A 16,898-nucleotide genomic window follows, 5' to 3' on the forward strand; every position below is an offset into this window, starting at 1 on the left:
AAGGAAAGCGGAATGTCCGAAAGGATGTTCCGCTTTTTTTATTTGCTTTGAGGGCTGAATAAAACAGTAAAGGCACTTCCTGCCTTTTCCTGGCTTTGTACGTGTAGTTTGGCGTTGTGTAATTTGACGATTTCCCGGGAGATACTCAAACCGATGCCGTTGCCGTTTTTCTTGGTGCTGAAGAATGGGATAAATATCTTGTCGCGTATCGTGTCGGATATACCGCATCCGTTGTCGGCAACGGTGATGTAGGGATGTCCTTCGGCATCGCAGCCGGAGAAGAGATGTATCTCCGGAGTATCCTTTTTGCTTATGGCATAGGTGGCATTGGTTACGAAGTTGATTATTACCTGTTCGATCAGATCCCTGTCCATGCAAGCGGTTACATCCGGATCTTCCGTTTTCAGCGTGAAAGCGATCCCTTTCTGTTGCAGGGATGGATTCATCAGGGAATGGATGGAACACAGCAGGTCGTAGAGGTTGTAGGATTTCATGTCGGGCACTATTTTCTGGCTTAAGTTGCGGTAGGTCTCGGCAAAACGCAGCAGACCTTCGCTTCGCCGATGGATTGTATCTAACGCCAGTTCCATATCTTCCAGATCCGGTTCAGTCAGTTCGGATGAACTATCTTTTAAGGTATGTATTTTTCTTTTGAGCGTATCCGAAAGAGAGGAGACAGGTACGATCGAGTTCATTATCTCGTGAGTCATCACATTAAGCAACCCTTTCCAGGCACCCGATTCGACTTCTTCCATCGTTGCGCTTACATTATGGAATGCAATCAGTTTGTAGGTTTTTCCTCCGGTTTGAAAGACGGAAGCGTTTGTCATTGTTTTGATGGTTTGCTTCCGGGCATGGATGGTTAGCAATGAGCTGTTATTGACCGGGATATTAAGCAATTCATTAAAAAGAGCCTCGTTTTGTTTTTTCAGCCAGTTGATGTTTTTGATATGGGGAATGTTGAGCATCGTCGTAAAGGAGTCGTTCATCCACAGCGTATCGTACGTCTCTACATCATAAGCCAGAATACCGGTGTCGACCAGCTCCAGCATCTCCTTCAGGTAATGTTGCTGGGCTTCTTTCTCGCCGGCCAGGGTTAGGAAAGCATCCGTAATGGATTGGTACCGGGGATGTTTTCTTGAGAAGTCTTTGTTTATAATTGACTCGGCGAACTCGTCGATATCCTGTTTCGTCTTTCTTCGTACATATATTATATATACAAGAAGTATAGCAATCAGGATGGATAAGAGAATGATCATAGGCCATGTTTTTCTAACCGTCGGTATAAAGCTCCCCGGGTTAGTCCCAGTTCTTTTGCCGCTTGCGATATGTTTCCGTTATGTTTTTGAATGACTTGTTCGATAGCCACCTTTTCCAGCTCGTCCAGATTATGTGTCGGTATCGGTTGGATATTTTCTTCCTGTTGTTCCAGGGGGGAGAAGGTAATGTCTTCTGCTTTTAACACCTCACAGTCTGCCATGATCACGCCTCTTTCCATCGTATATTGCAGTTCGCGAACATTACCGGGATAATGATATAACATCAGTTTCTTTTTGGCCGAATCGGCTAAACGGAACTTTTGCTTGAAGTACTTTTTCTCATACATTGTCAGGAAATGTTCAGCCAGCAGGATAATATCCTCGCCTCGCTCACGGAGAGGCGGCACGGTTATTTCTACCGTATTGATCCGGTATACCAGGTCTTTACGGAAACGGGTTTCATTGGCTAATTCTCGTAATGGGAGGTTGGTTGCCGACAGTAGGCGGATATCTACCGGTGTCGGCGTATTGGCTCCCAGGCGGGTCACTTCGCGGTTTTGTAATACAGTCAACAACTTCGCCTGTTGCTGTAAAGTGATGTTGCCGATCTCATCCAGGAAAAGCGTACCCTTGTCTGCTGCTTCAATCAGTCCTGTACGGTCTTCACGCGCATCTGTGAATGCCCCCTTTTTATGACCGAAAAGTTCGCTTTCGAAAAGGGTTTCCGTCAGGGAGCCGACATCTACTTTTACAAACGGACGATCCCGCCGAAGGGATAACTGGTAGATATAGCGGGCAACCAGGTCTTTTCCTGTTCCGTTTTCTCCCAGTATTAATATATTGGCGTCGGTAGGCGCAATCTTTTGTAATTTGTGGAACAGGAGTTGCATACTTTCCGAAGCCCCTACAATATTTATATCGGTTTTCCTTTCGGTTGTTATCTCCTTTTTATCCGGGGTCGCCTGTTTCCGGAGTGTCTCCGACAAGATATTCAGCAGATGCTCATTATGCCAGGGTTTGACGATAAAGTCGGCCGCCCCTTCTTTCAGGCTTTTGATTGCCAGGTCTATATCCGCATAGGCCGTGATCATAATAACAGATTGGGAAGGTTTCCATTTCTTGATTTCTTTCAACCAGAACAGCCCTTCGTTGCCTGTATTGATGGAACTTCTGAAGTTCATATCCAGCAAAACGATGTCGATGTCATTTCCCATGATCAGCTTATGGATATTTTCAGGGTTCGTATCTGTCAGTATCGTTTTTACTTCCATCTTCAGCAGGAAACGTACGGCAGTCAGAACGTCTTTATCATCATCAACAATCAGTATATTTGCCTGGTGTAAGTTCATAATTACTTTTGTTAGTAGATTGCAAATATATCAAGAATGAAGTGAATGCCCAAGTTGTTCCTGTTTTTTGTCTGTAAGCAGACATAAGGTGTCCGTTTATGGACACTATTTGGAATTGTTGCTTTTGTTAATTATTTGGTAATTAATAAATTATATGGTTGGCACATTGCTTGTTTCTGATTATACGTAACATGCTAAATAATTCATAAAACAATGATTCGAATAAATGATTTGAGGAAGGTTTACAAGACGGACGAGGTAGAGACGGTCGCACTGGATAACATGTCGCTCCATATAAAAGAACATGAATTTGTCGCAATTATGGGGCCTTCGGGATGTGGCAAATCTACTTTGCTGAATATTCTGGGATTGCTCGATGATCCGACGTCCGGTTCTTATCTTCTTAATGGTATCGAAGTGACCGGATTTAATGAAAACAAACGCTGCGATTTACGACGGGAGAATATAGGATTTGTTTTCCAGAATTTCAACCTGATCGAAGAGCTTACTGTATTTGAGAATATTGAATTGCCCCTAGAGAATGGTGGAATGAAAGCGTCCTTGCGGAAAATGAAAGTGGAAAAGGCATTGAAAAGCGTTTTACTGAGTCATCGCCGTAATTATTTCCCATCCCAGCTTTCCGGTGGTCAGCAGCAACGTGTAGCTATTGCCCGGGCTATTGTGAACGATCCGAAACTTATTCTGGCAGATGAGCCGACCGGTAACCTGGACAGCCGCAATGGTCTGGAGATCATGGATCTGCTAACTGCCCTCAATGATGCAGGCACCACAATCGTTATGGTGACTCATAGCGAACATGATGCCCGTTACAGCCACCGGATCGTTCACATGCTGGATGGGAAACCTGTGACAGAAAATTTTCTGAAAGAATTGGCTTACACAACAAACTAAAATATTGCCCCCATGAATATACGTAAATCTCTCCGGATTATTTTCCGGAATAAAATATACAGCCTGCTGAACATTGTCGGACTGGCAATCGGTATCACATCGGCTACACTTATTTTTCTTTGGGTGGAAAGTAAAGTGAATTTCAATAAGGCGATTCCCAATTCCCGGAATATATATGTCGGTGCACTCCACTATTTTTCCGCTTCGGGAGAATGTGAAACTTATTTTGAAACGAATAATCCGTTGAAGAAAACACTGGATGACGAGTTTCCCGAGGTGAAAAGCTGTGCAAGGTATAATGATGAAACACTGATTTTTATACCTGAAAATACAACCAGTTCTTTCGAAGAAAAAGGAGCATACGCCGATTCCACTCTTTTCGATATGATCGGTGTGAAGTTTTTAAGCGGTGATATGCATTCGGTCTTTGAACCTCAGCAGGCCATCGTTCTCAGCCGTTCGATGGCCCGGAAGATATATGGAGAGGAAGATCCCATAGGAAAAGGCTTACTCAATGAGGGAGTCATATATCAGGTGACAGGGGTGTTTGAAGATATGCCGCGTAATACTTCCTTTCAGTTTGAATGGTTGATTCCTTTCCGCGTCGAGGAGTTGGCTCAGAGTAAAAATTTCGATTTGAATGGCTGGGGTTATTCCTGGCTACAAACATATGTTGAACTGCAACCCGATGTGGATCTGAACCAATTGAATGAGAAGTTGAAAGGGTTGGCTTACCGGAAAGAGGGTGGAGACTATAATTCTTTACACATATTCCTGTATCCGCTCAACAAAAAACTATTGTACGGGCAGTTTGTCAATGGTGTGGAAACCGGTGGCGGATATATTAAAACCGTTTCCCTTTTCTTTCTTATCGGTATACTTATCCTGTGTATCGCCTGTATCAATTTTATGAATCTTTCGACAGCGCGTTCGCAGAAACGGGCACTGGAGGTCGGGGTCAGAAAAACATTCGGGACTAAACGGAAATACCTGATCAGGCAATTTTTGGTTGAATCGGGAATGATTACTGGAATCGCTCTCCTGCTGTCGATCGGGCTGATCTGGTTGAGCCTGCCTTTCTTTAACGAGTTTATAGGAACCCAATTAACTTTCAGTATTTTCAATCCGACAATTTTGCTTGGGTTGGTGGCGATCGGTTTGTTCTGTACTTTCCTGGCCGGTAGTTATCCGGCATTGTTTTTATCTTCTTTCAATCCGTTGACCACATTGAAAATGCAGAAAGTAACCAAGACGGGGAGTGCTGTCTGGATTCGTCAGGGATTGGTTGTTTTTCAGTTTACGATGGCATTTATTTTGATTTGTACCACTTTGGTTATCTATCTTCAGATACAATTGGCACAAAACCGTGATATTGGAATGAAAAAAGAAAACCTGGTTAGTTTCCCTGTTACGACGGAACTATGTAATTCCTCTTCGTCTGTACGGAATGAACTGATAAATACCGGTTTGGTTGAAAGTTGCGGTTTTTCAAGCAGTCCGCTTTTAAAGGCTTATTTAGGAACAAATCCCTGGTATTGGAATGGGAAAGATCCGGATGACGATACATCTGTTTTTTTCAATTTCGTTTCGGACGGTCTGGTTGATGCTGCCGGGATAAAGCTGATCGATGGAACGGATATTGATCCGGCTAAGAAAAATAGTAGAGGAAGCAGAGGCGTTCTTATCAATGAAACCCTGGCAAAAAGGATGGGGAAAGAAGGTCGTGTGGGAGGAAAACTCGGCCAGTCACCGGATAATAAATGGGAGATAGTCGGCATTATGAAAGATTTTGTATTCGAAGATCTTTATGCCATTCAACCCGGCCCGGTATTATTTAGCTATGCACCCCAGAGAACCAGTTTTTTGTTTATCCGCCTGAAACCGGATATCAATAGGTATGAAGCGATAGGCCGGATACAGACTGTATTACGTTCTTTTACGCCTTATCATGCTTTTGAACCGAACTTTATGACAGACCGTTTCGACCGCATGTTTGAAGAAGAGCATCTGGTGGAAAAACTGTCGGCCTTGTTTGCTGCTTTGGCCATTTTTATTTCCTGTTTAGGGTTATTGGGCTTAAGTGCTTTCTCTGCCGAACAGAGGACTAAAGAGATCGGTGTCCGCAAAGTGTTGGGAGCTAAGATAATCGATATACTGTTCTTATTGGGCAAAGCATATATGGTACTTTTACTGATCTCTTTTGTGATAGGTATTCCTATCTCATTATATGCCGCCAATCATTACCTGAAAGATTATGCTTACCGGATAACACTTAGCTGGGATATTTTTGCAGGAGTAGCCTTACTGATTACCCTGATTGCCCTGCTGACAGTCAGCTTACAGTCGCTAAAGGCGGCTCTGGCCAATCCGGTGAAGTCGATAAAAACGGAGTAAACGGGATTAATCCCGTTTACTTTTACTTCAAAATCATCTCATTCTTCTGTATCATTGTTATCGTTTTGGCAATGCGGTTGGCTTTGGTTTGTTCTGTTTTTGCAGAATTAATCCAATCTATAAATGCTTTTTTTTGACCATGTTTATATTTTTCAAATTTCTCTAAGAGGCCATCCTCATTTTCCATGCACAATAATAGTTCTTCGGGAATTATCAATGGTGTTTTATCTTCGTATAGCGTAATGTGTACTGTATCAGGAGCTTGTTTTTTAATTTTCTTCCTTACTTCCGACTTGACAGCCAGACCCAGATGTCCGTTTCCCATAGGCATCAGATGTACATTGGAAAACTCATGATCATCTATCTTTCCTTTTACTTTCAACATCCCGAAAGGAGTCTTAGGCATAGGTATTTCCGGGATTTCGACAAATGTCCAAGCTCCTTTTCCTTCCGTTTTTTCTAATACATACTCTTTATCTACTAATGGCTTTTCTGTTTTCATCCTGCAATATTACTATTTAAATTGCAAATATATACCATTAAGGTGACAACTGTATGTCAGTAGCTATAAGGTCTACGCTAGTATCTGTTGAATGGAGATAAATTTAGTTCATTAGAGAAAAAATATTAATAAAAAGAATCGTCATAAAATAAATTAATGTATTTTGGCTGTATTAATTTAAATCTGATGTATTATGAGTGAAAGTAAAGTTATTTGTGATTTTTTCACCAAAACGCTGTCTTTAAGTGAGTTGAAAAAGAGAAAGGGGATAACTGTTAGAGAAAGTCCTTTTTGGGCATTGGTAATGCCTCTCATAGTATTCTTTATTTTAACGCTGATTTTGGTGTTTTGGGAATCTCTATGGTTATCTATCTTAATCTTAGTCTTATTGGTTGCTTATTTTTCTTGTATAATTAGGATAAAGGATTTTGGTAAGATTTTTGTTGTTGAGGATAGTATTGAATATTTGTTATACGATTATAAAAAGAAAGAGTTGCTTAATTATTTAAAGGAAGAACATTTTTTGTCATCAAATATAGCAGATAATGATAGATTTTATGAGAGGCTGATTGATGATTGTAAAGAAAAGAGCAGTATCTTATCTTATTCAATTACATTCTCAGTATTTGGTATTCTTATAGTTTTGTATGATAGTGCTTTAGATGAATTATCATGGCCATATAAAATTGTTTTAACTCTTTCTATGGTAGCTATTCTAATTATTCTTCATTTTTTTCGAAATATGTATTATAGCTCTTTTGAGATTGGGCGCTTTAAACGTCTTTTGAATGTAATAAGAGATTTATCATTGAGTAATTTGAAAGGGGCTAATCCGGTGATAAAGACGGAGTAAGTGGAAGAAGAAAGGAGTATACGAAACATTCTATATATCCATTGTGTTAAATTATTAAATGGATTATCTCCCGGTTTACATAATGCGTAGTTTGATATGAATATAAAAACAGATTATTTTGTTTTGTTTGCACGCATAGCTATTGCTATGAGTTTTTTGTCAGCGGTTGCTGATCGTTTCGGATGGTGGACTCCTGTATTGGGAAATGAAAATGTAGTGTGGGGGAATATGGGAAACTTTATTGCGTATACGGGAGTTTTAGTTCCGTGGATTTCGAAACAAGTTTTACCGTTATTAGCTTGGTCGGTTACTATTGCAGAAGTTGTTCTCGGGGTGTTACTGATAATCGGTTACCAGAAACGTATAGTAGCTCTTCTCAGTGGTATTCTATTACTAACGTTTGCTTTCTCAATGATGTTCTTTTCAAGTATAAAAGCCCCATTGGACTATAGTGTGTTTACGGCATCTGCATGTTCATTTTTACTCTATAAGAATAGCAAATAAATAGTTAATTGTCATATTGTTAATCAACCCCTTATTTCCTTGCTCTATTTGAAGGCAAAGAGATAAGGGGTTGATTCTTTTCGCTATATACGAAGTTGAGAAGTGACGAAAAGAGTAAGGAAAGCGGGTGAGGGCTGACTTTGGATAAGTGAGAAAAAAGTTATTGTGATGATTTCAGAGAGAATGATGGAAATAAGTTATAATAGCTTGCAATATGTCACTCTGAAAATGGATGCACTGATGGGACTTTCAGCCATGTACAGATGGTTTTTGGTTGTAAGGATCGGGTATTTGAGGGTGTTTATTCCTCTTTTTTCGCAATGTTAAAAAAATGATCGTGATGATCTCCGGGATTTATTGCAATAACTGTCCGGAGTTATTACAATGACTGTAGCAAACTATTGTGATGATTTTAAAAATCATTGTGATGAATCTGGGGAAGGGAAACAAAAAGGAGGGAAAATGGTCATATATTTTTCTGTAATATCCTTTTTAAGGAAAATGACTGTTATTTGCAATCCGAAATATAAGACTTTATGAAAGTAAAAAGGGGTTATCGATATCTTTCTGTATTTGTAGCAGGTAACCTTTATCTCCCGGCAATTGTTGTAACTTTACCCTTCTTAAAAATGGGGAAAAGTTATGAAACATAAGGATTTTAGTAAACAAATGCGCTGGCAGGAACAGGAGAAACGCTCTGCAGGCGATGAAAGTACGGCAGACCTGTACAGGACTGTACGGAACCATTTTGAATCTTTCATGGGCGGAGGTGAACTTTCACTAAAGGATGTTACGCCACAGAAGGTACATGCCTTTCTGAAATGGCTGAAGGAAAAAGGGCTCAGGACAAATAGCGTAAACAGTTATATCAGTAACCTGCGCGCCATGTATAACCGTGCTTGCATGGGATGGAAAGGCCGTCCGGTGGAATCGCCGTTTGCCGGTATTCGTTTGAAGCGGGAGGAGACGGTGAAAAGGGCTGTATCGACCGAAGTGATCAAGAAACTGGCTTTGCTCGATCTGAAAGAGGAGCCCCGTAAACAACTCGCTGTCGATATGGCCCTGTTCTCGTTTTTGGCTTGCGGTATTCCTTTTGTCGATATTGCGCATCTTACGGAGGCTAATCTGGAAGATGGCGGTAAGGTACTGGCCTATCACCGGCAAAAAACGGGTGTGCTGATCCGGATGGAGGTGAATCCCGGGATGCGGTTGCTGATAGACCGGTATAGCTGTACGGATACGCATTATCTTTTTCCTGTCTTGCCGGAGGATGCTACCCACGAACAGTATAAGCATTGTCTGGCTATGGAAAACCAGTACCTTAAACAAATCTGTCTCGACTTGGAACTGCTGGATGTGCTTACCACCTATGTGTTCCGTCATGCCTGGGCCTCGGAGGCCTACCACCGGGGAGTGCCGATCGCCATCATCAGCCAGGCGCTGGGGCATACCTCGGAAAAAACAACCTGTATTTATCTGTCCGCCTTTGATCTTGATAAGATGACGGAAGCAATTCATGTGGTGACGGAAGGAGTGGAGGCTATGATGAGAGCGTAGGGAATATCCTTATTTTATAAATAAGGTAAAAGGCTGTATTTCTATCTCAAACACAGACCGTTATAATCTCTCTGAATGATGAAATGAGGTAGACTACTATGCAAACATAGATAGATTCCTACTAATAAACAAGGCTTTTCCCGCATTTTATTAAAAAATGCACATTGTTTTAATGTATATTTACACACGAGCTTGCTTTATAGTCTTACAACCTGATTTTTTGAGATGTAGGCATAAAGGGGGCTGGGAATGCCATCTCTTTAATATCTGTTAGAAAAAATTGATTACTGAAGTTCTTTATTTTCCCTGAAAAAGTATCTTAAAAAGATTCCAATCCTGTGTTTTTTGCCATTTCTAAGGCTAAAATCCTTCTTCTTCGAAGGTGTTTTCTAACGGCTTTCCCTTATTTATAAAATAAGGGAGGCAAAAATTGAAAAAACTGATTATCAAGAGAAGATAGGGTATGTATAGGATGAACCGGCAAATATCTGAAAGGATCAAGGAAGTAAAGCGAACGACACTTTGCCTGTTCCTGCTTTCCGTGCTTTTCTTTCCGGTGGCAAATGCACAGACCACCTCTTATACGAAAGCGGAATCTTTTTTATTCTCTTTTAAGGAAATGAACGATATGTTCCTGGCTGATTACGGCGATAACGCCTACCAGTTGGAACGGATGGGGCTGTTGCTCTCTGCTTTCCGAAACCGGTTGTTGAACAGTAGTTGCCATCTGCTTATCATCTCGCATGTAAACGCTTACGATGCGGGAGAAGATGCCGTAGTCAACGAAGCGTCGCTCCGTGCGAACCGTATCCGTGCCTATCTGAAAACCCGGTTGGATATCTGGGGTGAATGCGTGGCATTTTATATCGACCGTAGCGGCAGTTACCGCGACCGGGTACATGTCTATCTGGTGGAATCACCGTTACCCTGGTTTGCCAATACGTCCATCCGGTATAGCGAAAGCCGCTATCCGAAAGCCGTCAGGGAAGCATTAACCAAATATGGAGCCATCCCTTATGTCGATCTGTTCCGGCGGGGCGAGGCGGGAGGTTACGACCGTGTGGTCTATCGTATCGACGATCCGCTGTTCGATCCTTCGGAGCTGGAAGACTACTGCCTGGCTTCGGTTGTGGATACATTGGGAGGAAATATCCCGTCGTCGGTAGTCGTGACGACGCGCGAAACGGTACGGCTGGTCAGAAAGAAGCCGGCTACTGAAGAGAATACAGCGGAAGAGAAGCCGATGAAGGAAATGCCGGTGGTAGAAAACGAGCGCACAGGGTCACCTGCCTATATGTCGATCAAGACCAACCTGCTTCCCTGGTTCGGGGTAGTACCTTCCGTCCTCTTGGGAGCAGGCGAAACGAAGATACACTCCGGCTCGTTTATGCCTAACCTGGAGGTGGAATGGTATTTTGCCGGCCGTTGGTCGGTGGTGGTATCGGGCATGTATTCCAATTTTGCCTACAAGAATAAAACGCGCGACCGCTGGTCGGTGTCCGAATTATCAGTCGAACCCCGCCTTTGGCCGTTGCGCTCCGGCAGGTTTACGTGGCTTACCACCGGACTGTTCGGTGAATACGGTGATTTTGATGTGCGCGGCAGCGCGATTGATCCGGATACAGAAGTGGTCTATGGCCGTACCGGTCGTTTCTGGTCGATGGGTGCTTCCGTGGGTTGCCTGGTTCCTTTGGGCAGGGGCTTCTGTGCCGAAGTGAATGTGAGGACAGGCTACCGTTCGGTTTCGGACGGAAAGAAATACCGTTACGATAAGATAGACGACAGGAATTATCTGGAGGCCCGTTTTGTCTCAACGGGCTTTATGGCCGGCCTGAAAGTCTGCCTGGTGTATCGTTTTCAGATCAGATAAGAAAGAGAGTAATAATGTAACACTGGTATAATATGAGAACAACTGAGATTTTACAGGCAAGCCTGTTGGCCGCCGCTTTTCTGGCCGGTTGTACCAACTTGGAAGCCCCGGTGGTGGCAGACAGCGGGGAAGCGATCCGTATCACCGCCGGTATCGGACAAACCACCCGCACGGTGATCGATGCCGGTTATGCCGAAAACCTGGATGTGTCGTTCGCCCGCATCGATCATTCGGCTACAGCTTCCGACTGGGAAAGTCCGGCCATCGAAGCCGTTCGCACCGGCGGTGTGGGCAAGACATCCATTACCTTTAATCCGGAACAAAACTATCTGTCGGGGAACGTCCAATCGGCCCTGATCGGTTATTATCCCCGCAAGGCGTTGGGAAGCACTACTTCAAATCCGGTGAGCGTAAACTATACGATAACGGGTGGAGAGGACATTATGGCAACGGAGGTGCAGACGGGTTCACTGGATCAGAAATTTACCTCACTTACTTTTCAGCACCTGCTTACCCAGCTGCAATTCAAATGCATAGGCTCTGCAGGCGCCGTCACCCAGTGGACGGGGGTTACTTCTATAAAAGTAACGAATGCGTACACCGCATTGACCCTGTCGCTGGATAAAACGAATGGGGCTAAGTTGACAGCTACCGGTTTACAGAATCAAACACTGACAGTAAAGAACTGTCCGGAAGCCGTTTCAGTCGCTACCGCGACAAACCCGCTGATCGGTTACCTGATGCTTTTTCCGGTTCCAAATATGGGAACGGAGGCAGCGGCCATCGACCTGGAAATAACAGCGACGTATAAGGGGCGGGAAAGGACGCAGGCTCTTGCTATAAATAACATTAGCAATGGCGTCAAAGCCGGACAATCGCACCTGGTTACACTCACTTTTACGGAAGACGGTAAGATACTGGCGGAAGCCGGCATCGCCGAATGGGTGTCGGGTAACAGGGGCAGTGTGGTTGTGACTCCACAGTAAAAACGAACAGCGATGAATAAATTGATACAAATAGCCTCCGTTTTCCTGTTGTCGGCCCTTGCCGCCTGCTCGGACGGTAATCCTGTGCAGTTGCCTGAACCTGAACCGGCGGTTCGATTGGAAGGGATGATCGGCCTGTCCACCCGCGGGGTGATCGGCTCCGGCTACGAAGGAGAATTGGAAGTTGGCTTTGCCCGGCAGGATGAAACAGCAGCATCTGCGGACAGTTATGGTGCGTGGAGTGTCTGTAAAGCGGTACGTGAGGGAGGTGCCGGTTCCCGGCTGATCGTGTTTGACGAGCCCCAATGGTATCCGCCGGACGGGCGAATGATCCATTTACATGGGTATTACCCGGTAGGAGACGGTATGCTAGATCTGCAAACAGGGAAGGCGACGTTTACTGTAGACGGAAAGACGGATATAATGGCTACAGGCTGCCTTTCGGGCAGCATATATGAGCCGGTACACACCTGTACGTTCCGCCATCTGCTGACGCAGGTCGCATGGGCCTGTTACGGCGACCGGGCGGAGTTGTGGGGAGCGGTCACGAAGATGGAGGTAGTGGGGGTACATACGCGGCAGGAGCTGGATTGCCGGCTCGAATCTCCGTCGCTGGCGGATATTTCTTCCGAAGGCGAAATACAGGATCTCCTCGTGCAGGATGTCGCCGATTTGACGGTTCCTCAGGTTGCGGAAGGAGAGGAACTTCCCGACCCCCAGGGGTATATCCTGCTTCCGGTTTCTCCGGTGGACGACGGTACGGCGGAACATCCATTGCATTTGCAGATCACGACAACAAAAGACGGCCGGGGAAATGAAGTGGAAACTGTAACCCCTGTATCCGTCACGGTGGAAGGCGGCTTTCAACCCGGCAGGCGTCATGTCGTCTCGCTTTTTTTCAGCGGAAACGGTGTGGTACGGATATCCTCTGTCCGTGTAGAGGCCTGGACAGAACATGATGCCGGCGAATGGCCGATTTAGAATCCATAGAAATTGCGTCAAGATAAAAGTAATAACAATAAAGATCAATCAAAATGAAAACAAAAATGAAAAAGACTGTGACTATGTGGGGCATGCTGATAGCCCTCCTGGCAGCGATAGGCTGTTCGGAAACAGAGACTGCAATAGATCCGGAGCCGGATGGTGATGACGATCCGGTCGCATTAGGTGTTGCGGCAAATCTGAAGGTGGAGGCCGGAGCCAGATCGGTTAGTAAATCGGTGGTAAACGGTGAGGTTATTACTTATACCGACTATGCCACTGCGTCTGGTATAGGCGTGCTGATAACCAACAGCGATGTAACCGGCTGGTATACTCCTGACGATGCTACCGCAAAACATCATGTATGGTATATGGGGGATGAAGCGGGAGCCAATTGGATTTCAATCACGGAGAGAGGTGGCACGTATGAGGCAACGAAAGAAGTCCCGTATTATCTGACAAAAGAGATTGGAAAGGTGTATGCTTATTATCCGTATAAAGCGGATGCGGCAAATGGCCTAGCAGGCATCAGCAATGAATCCAGCCTTAAAATCCCTGTAACCGTTCCTGCCACGGGAGAAACGGTCGATGCTTCGACTAACAATGCGAAGAAAAAGTGGAATGGCGCAAACGCATGGGTTGCAGTAAATGTTGACGACTTGGTTAATCTGTCCTCATCTACCGAAAATGATTATCTCTATTTTGCCGGAACGAATGGGCGTAACGTAAATAACGGACGTGCCGACGGCCAGCCGCTTGTTGCTCCGGGTCACGGGGATAATACCAGTACCACCAACCCCGGTTACGAAATTAACCTGGATATGAAACATGCGATGGCGATGGTTTCCTTCCGTGTTTACGACGGCGGAAATCTAAGCGACAGTGACGTGAAATTCACGAAGTTCGAGATTAAGAATCATGCCGGTAGCTCCAATCTGTTCAAAACCGGAGACGGTAAGATGGCCTTGAAAGACGGAGCGATCACAGAAACGACTACCACTACCTCTATGGCTCGTATGATAACCGATTATATACTGATGAGACAGCTCAAGGAGGGCGAAGCCGAAGGTGAACATGCTTTTATCCCGACGGGAACCACTCCAACCTCAACAAACGGTAAGACCGTTTCTAAAACAGTCAGTGCTGTTGTCTATCCGATCGACGGTTTTGGAGATGATCAGATTGATGTAGTGATTACTTTGCAGAAAGGTGCTGAGCCTGCAGTTGACTATACCATCACTCTGCCGGGTAACACCTGGGCAGCCGGTTTGAATTATATCTATACCTTCTCGGCCAGTCGTACTAAGCTGACGGTTGTGGATGTAAGTGTAAAACAGTGGGAAGACAAGGAGCAACCTGAAATACCTCTTTAATTATTCTCAAAAACAAAGCCCATGAAACAGTTCATCTATACATTTTCGACAGCCGTCTTTCTTCTGCTGGCCAATGCCTGTACGGAAGCAATGATCTCCGTGGGTGGCGGTGGGGACGATGGTAAAGGCGGAGCGGAGGTTCCCCTCGGGGTAAAGAACCTGGGCTTGTCGGTAGAGGTGGAGTCGAGAAGTATTGCCACGGGAGGCCCGGGTGACGATATAGCCGGTACAAATCCTAATCCGCTCACAAAGGTGGGACTTTGTGTTACGAAGAAGGACGGGAGTGGGACAGTCAGTGCCTATGACAGCGGGAATACGACAGTACAGTTTATTTACAATGCGGCGGCTACTCCGGCGGCTTGGGAGCCGGCAGCCGGACAAGAGGCCCTTCTGTTGTCATCTGTGAAAGGAACGGTGTATGCTTATGCTCCGGCGGAAAAGAGTGTGTCGTTATCGGGTATACTAAAGGTACCTGTAATGGGTAACGTGGAGGTGCTCGACCGGCAGACGTTCAAATTTACTGTACCTGCTGCTGGAGCAGCGGAGGTTACCGGCAGTGTGGAGTGGGATACCGATCAGGCTGATTACCTGTATTGCCAAGTTCCAACAGAGGTGGATCGTTGGAATCCGGCCGTGTCGCTCCTGATGAATCATGCGCTGGCGAAGGTCAGTTTCCGTGTGGTGGAAAAAGAAGGCGGTACGGCTTTTGCCGGATGTAAGGTGAAAAAGGTGGTGCTGAAAAGCAGTGGGGGATTGAAAAAGTCCGCCGCTGCTACACTGAACCTCTTTACGGGTGAACTGGGTGATACGGTGGTCGTTGCAGGTGAACTGTCGTTTACGGCCGGTGGCGATATGCGTACCATAGGAACCGGTGTGAGTGAACCGGCCGATGTGGCCGGCATTCCGGTACTGGCATTCGGTCTGGTGATCCCGGCAGTGGCCGACGATGTCACCCTGGAGCTGACGCTCGAAGATGAGCGTATCTTCACCATGTCGCCCACCGGAGATACCGATGCTCCCGGAACCTTTACGGTAAACTGGGAAAAGGGAAATAATTACATCTACAACATCGGCATGTCCCCGCAGGGAATCGAAATAGCCAATGTGGTAGTAGCCGGTTGGAATGAAGGAGGGACTACTGAGGTGCCGATGGAATAATGTGCCAATTAAAGAGCAAAACGAAATAAGATGAAACGGAGTCGAGTAGAAGTGTTTCTGTTGGGGGTACTGGCCGGTGGCCTGCTGGCGGGGTGTACGGCGGGGCCGGTGGAGGAGATCGTACCGGAGGAGAGCCGGCCGGTAACCCTCAGCTTCGGCAAACCCGATCTGGGAGTGCCGGAGCTTTTGACCCGTACAGGAGAGACTGCTGTCCCTACGCCGCTTCCCAAAGGTACGACGGTACGGATCGGAGCTTACTTCAGAGGAAGTGTGGAAAGTGTACAAGAACCGGTCTTATTCTCCGCATCGGCTCCTTCATTTGAGGCTACCTATGTGGTCGGAGCCGACGGTTTGTTGTCGCCCTGCCTGGTCGATGCGACAGGCAAAAAGATAGAAGGGAAAGCCAATGGTTTGACAGTGAAGGGAGGTATGTACGACTTCTATGCCGTTTCACCTGCACGGATATTGGCAAAAGGCATAGACGATACCTATCAGATAACCGATATTCCCCATAAAGAGGATGTGATGACCTCTTTTGTTCGTGGCGTAACCATATCGGCCACTTCCCGGTTGGTGACTTTGGCTACTTTTTGCCGGAAATGTGCGTTGGTAGTGTTCAATGTGGCTCCTTTGCCGGAGAATGCGCTTCCTTTTAATACGTTATACGGGACGAAGCTGGCGGTTAGTGGGATATCTTCTTCGGGAGCGAGCCTACTGGCCGGAGAAGATACGGGGATAACACCTACCGGCGGCAGCACGGGCAGTGAGGCAACCGTGACGTTTGAAAGTGGAGAATTTGAATCGGTGGAGGCTGCATCCGACCCTGACGGAATGGGGCTGAATAAGACGAAAGGGGTTGTCCTTCCCAAAGACAATAAGGCGTTCGATGTGGAGATAACCGTAGTCAGGAATCAGGAAACGGCTACTTTGCGGGCTACGATCGATCAGCATATTACTTTCGATGCCGGTAAGCGCTATATCTTCACCCTTGAGGTAAAGAACAACGAAAGTTCCCTGTTGATGAAGGTGCTCAACTGGAATACGATCACTTTTACGGACTCCGGTGTAGGAGGTTCCGACCAGTCCCCTACCGATCCGGATATCAACGAAGGTATAGGAACGACTATAACGGTGGCCCAATGGGATGACATCGATTGGAGTGGGAATGGCAATGTAGGAGCGGAGGAATAAATAAAATGA

General features: G+C 45.6%; 14 protein-coding genes. 11 read left to right on the forward strand and 3 right to left on the reverse strand.

Going from position 1 to position 16,898, the window contains the following annotated elements:
- Positions 1-38: 38 nt before the first annotated feature.
- Both HMPREF1536_RS16670 and HMPREF1536_RS16675 read right to left on the reverse strand, forming a co-directional pair.
- Positions 39-1,259 carry a sensor histidine kinase gene (locus tag HMPREF1536_RS16670; protein ID WP_028727597.1) on the reverse strand — a complete coding sequence of 407 codons (1,221 nt, stop codon included), beginning with the start codon at positions 1,257-1,259 and terminating at the stop codon, positions 39-41.
- Positions 1,256-2,608, reverse strand: a complete 1,353-nt coding sequence (locus tag HMPREF1536_RS16675) for a sigma-54-dependent transcriptional regulator (protein ID WP_028727596.1) — start codon at positions 2,606-2,608, stop codon at positions 1,256-1,258. Before HMPREF1536_RS16675 ends, HMPREF1536_RS16670 begins: the two co-directional genes overlap by 4 nt.
- A gap of 213 nt (positions 2,609-2,821) precedes the next feature.
- Between HMPREF1536_RS16675 and HMPREF1536_RS16680 the strand changes: the two genes are divergently transcribed.
- Together HMPREF1536_RS16680 and HMPREF1536_RS16685 are read left to right on the forward strand one after the other, a co-directional pair.
- On the forward strand, positions 2,822-3,520 hold the full coding sequence (locus HMPREF1536_RS16680; RefSeq protein ID WP_028727595.1) for an ABC transporter ATP-binding protein: 699 nt from the start codon (positions 2,822-2,824) through the stop codon (positions 3,518-3,520).
- Between the two features lie 12 nt (positions 3,521-3,532).
- A complete protein-coding gene (locus HMPREF1536_RS16685) occupies positions 3,533-5,914 on the forward strand; it encodes an ABC transporter permease (RefSeq protein ID WP_028727594.1) in 2,382 nt (793 codons plus the stop codon).
- Between the two features lie 22 nt (positions 5,915-5,936).
- Here HMPREF1536_RS16685 and HMPREF1536_RS16690 read toward each other — a convergent pair whose 3' ends face one another.
- Complete coding sequence (locus HMPREF1536_RS16690) at positions 5,937-6,416, reverse strand: YdeI/OmpD-associated family protein (protein WP_028727593.1); 480 nt, start codon at positions 6,414-6,416, stop codon at positions 5,937-5,939.
- 193 nt (positions 6,417-6,609) lie between these two features.
- Between HMPREF1536_RS16690 and HMPREF1536_RS16695 the strand changes: the two genes are divergently transcribed.
- The 9 genes from HMPREF1536_RS16695 to HMPREF1536_RS16735 all read left to right on the forward strand — a co-directional run bounded on the left by HMPREF1536_RS16695 (position 6,610) and on the right by HMPREF1536_RS16735 (position 16,889).
- Positions 6,610-7,269 carry a hypothetical protein gene (locus HMPREF1536_RS16695; protein WP_028727592.1) on the forward strand — a complete coding sequence of 220 codons (660 nt, stop codon included), beginning with the start codon at positions 6,610-6,612 and terminating at the stop codon, positions 7,267-7,269.
- Between the two features lie 96 nt (positions 7,270-7,365).
- Positions 7,366-7,773 (forward strand): DoxX family membrane protein, encoded by a 408-nt coding sequence (locus tag HMPREF1536_RS16700; protein WP_044192086.1) that lies wholly within the window; start codon positions 7,366-7,368, stop codon positions 7,771-7,773.
- 642 nt (positions 7,774-8,415) lie between these two features.
- On the forward strand, positions 8,416-9,330 hold the full coding sequence (locus HMPREF1536_RS16705) for a tyrosine-type recombinase/integrase (RefSeq protein WP_028727591.1): 915 nt from the start codon (positions 8,416-8,418) through the stop codon (positions 9,328-9,330).
- A gap of 463 nt (positions 9,331-9,793) precedes the next feature.
- Positions 9,794-11,200 (forward strand): DUF3575 domain-containing protein, encoded by a 1,407-nt coding sequence (locus HMPREF1536_RS16710; RefSeq protein WP_225607914.1) that lies wholly within the window; start codon positions 9,794-9,796, stop codon positions 11,198-11,200.
- Positions 11,201-11,232: 32 nt separating this feature from the next.
- A complete protein-coding gene (locus HMPREF1536_RS16715; protein WP_028727589.1) occupies positions 11,233-12,186 on the forward strand; it encodes a fimbrillin family protein in 954 nt (317 codons plus the stop codon).
- Between the two features lie 12 nt (positions 12,187-12,198).
- A complete protein-coding gene (locus HMPREF1536_RS16720; RefSeq protein WP_028727588.1) occupies positions 12,199-13,167 on the forward strand; it encodes a fimbrillin family protein in 969 nt (322 codons plus the stop codon).
- Between the two features lie 53 nt (positions 13,168-13,220).
- Positions 13,221-14,540, forward strand: a complete 1,320-nt coding sequence (locus tag HMPREF1536_RS16725; protein ID WP_181988925.1) for a fimbrillin family protein — start codon at positions 13,221-13,223, stop codon at positions 14,538-14,540.
- 21 nt (positions 14,541-14,561) lie between these two features.
- Positions 14,562-15,698 carry a fimbrillin family protein gene (locus HMPREF1536_RS16730; protein ID WP_028727586.1) on the forward strand — a complete coding sequence of 379 codons (1,137 nt, stop codon included), beginning with the start codon at positions 14,562-14,564 and terminating at the stop codon, positions 15,696-15,698.
- A 30-nt stretch (positions 15,699-15,728) separates the two neighbouring features.
- Complete coding sequence (locus HMPREF1536_RS16735) at positions 15,729-16,889, forward strand: BF2992 family fimbrillin-A clan protein (protein WP_028727585.1); 1,161 nt, start codon at positions 15,729-15,731, stop codon at positions 16,887-16,889.
- Positions 16,890-16,898 lie beyond the last annotated feature (9 nt).

This window comes from Parabacteroides gordonii MS-1 = DSM 23371 (assembly GCF_000969825.1).
GTDB classification, from domain to species: Bacteria; Bacteroidota; Bacteroidia; order Bacteroidales; family Tannerellaceae; genus Parabacteroides; species Parabacteroides gordonii.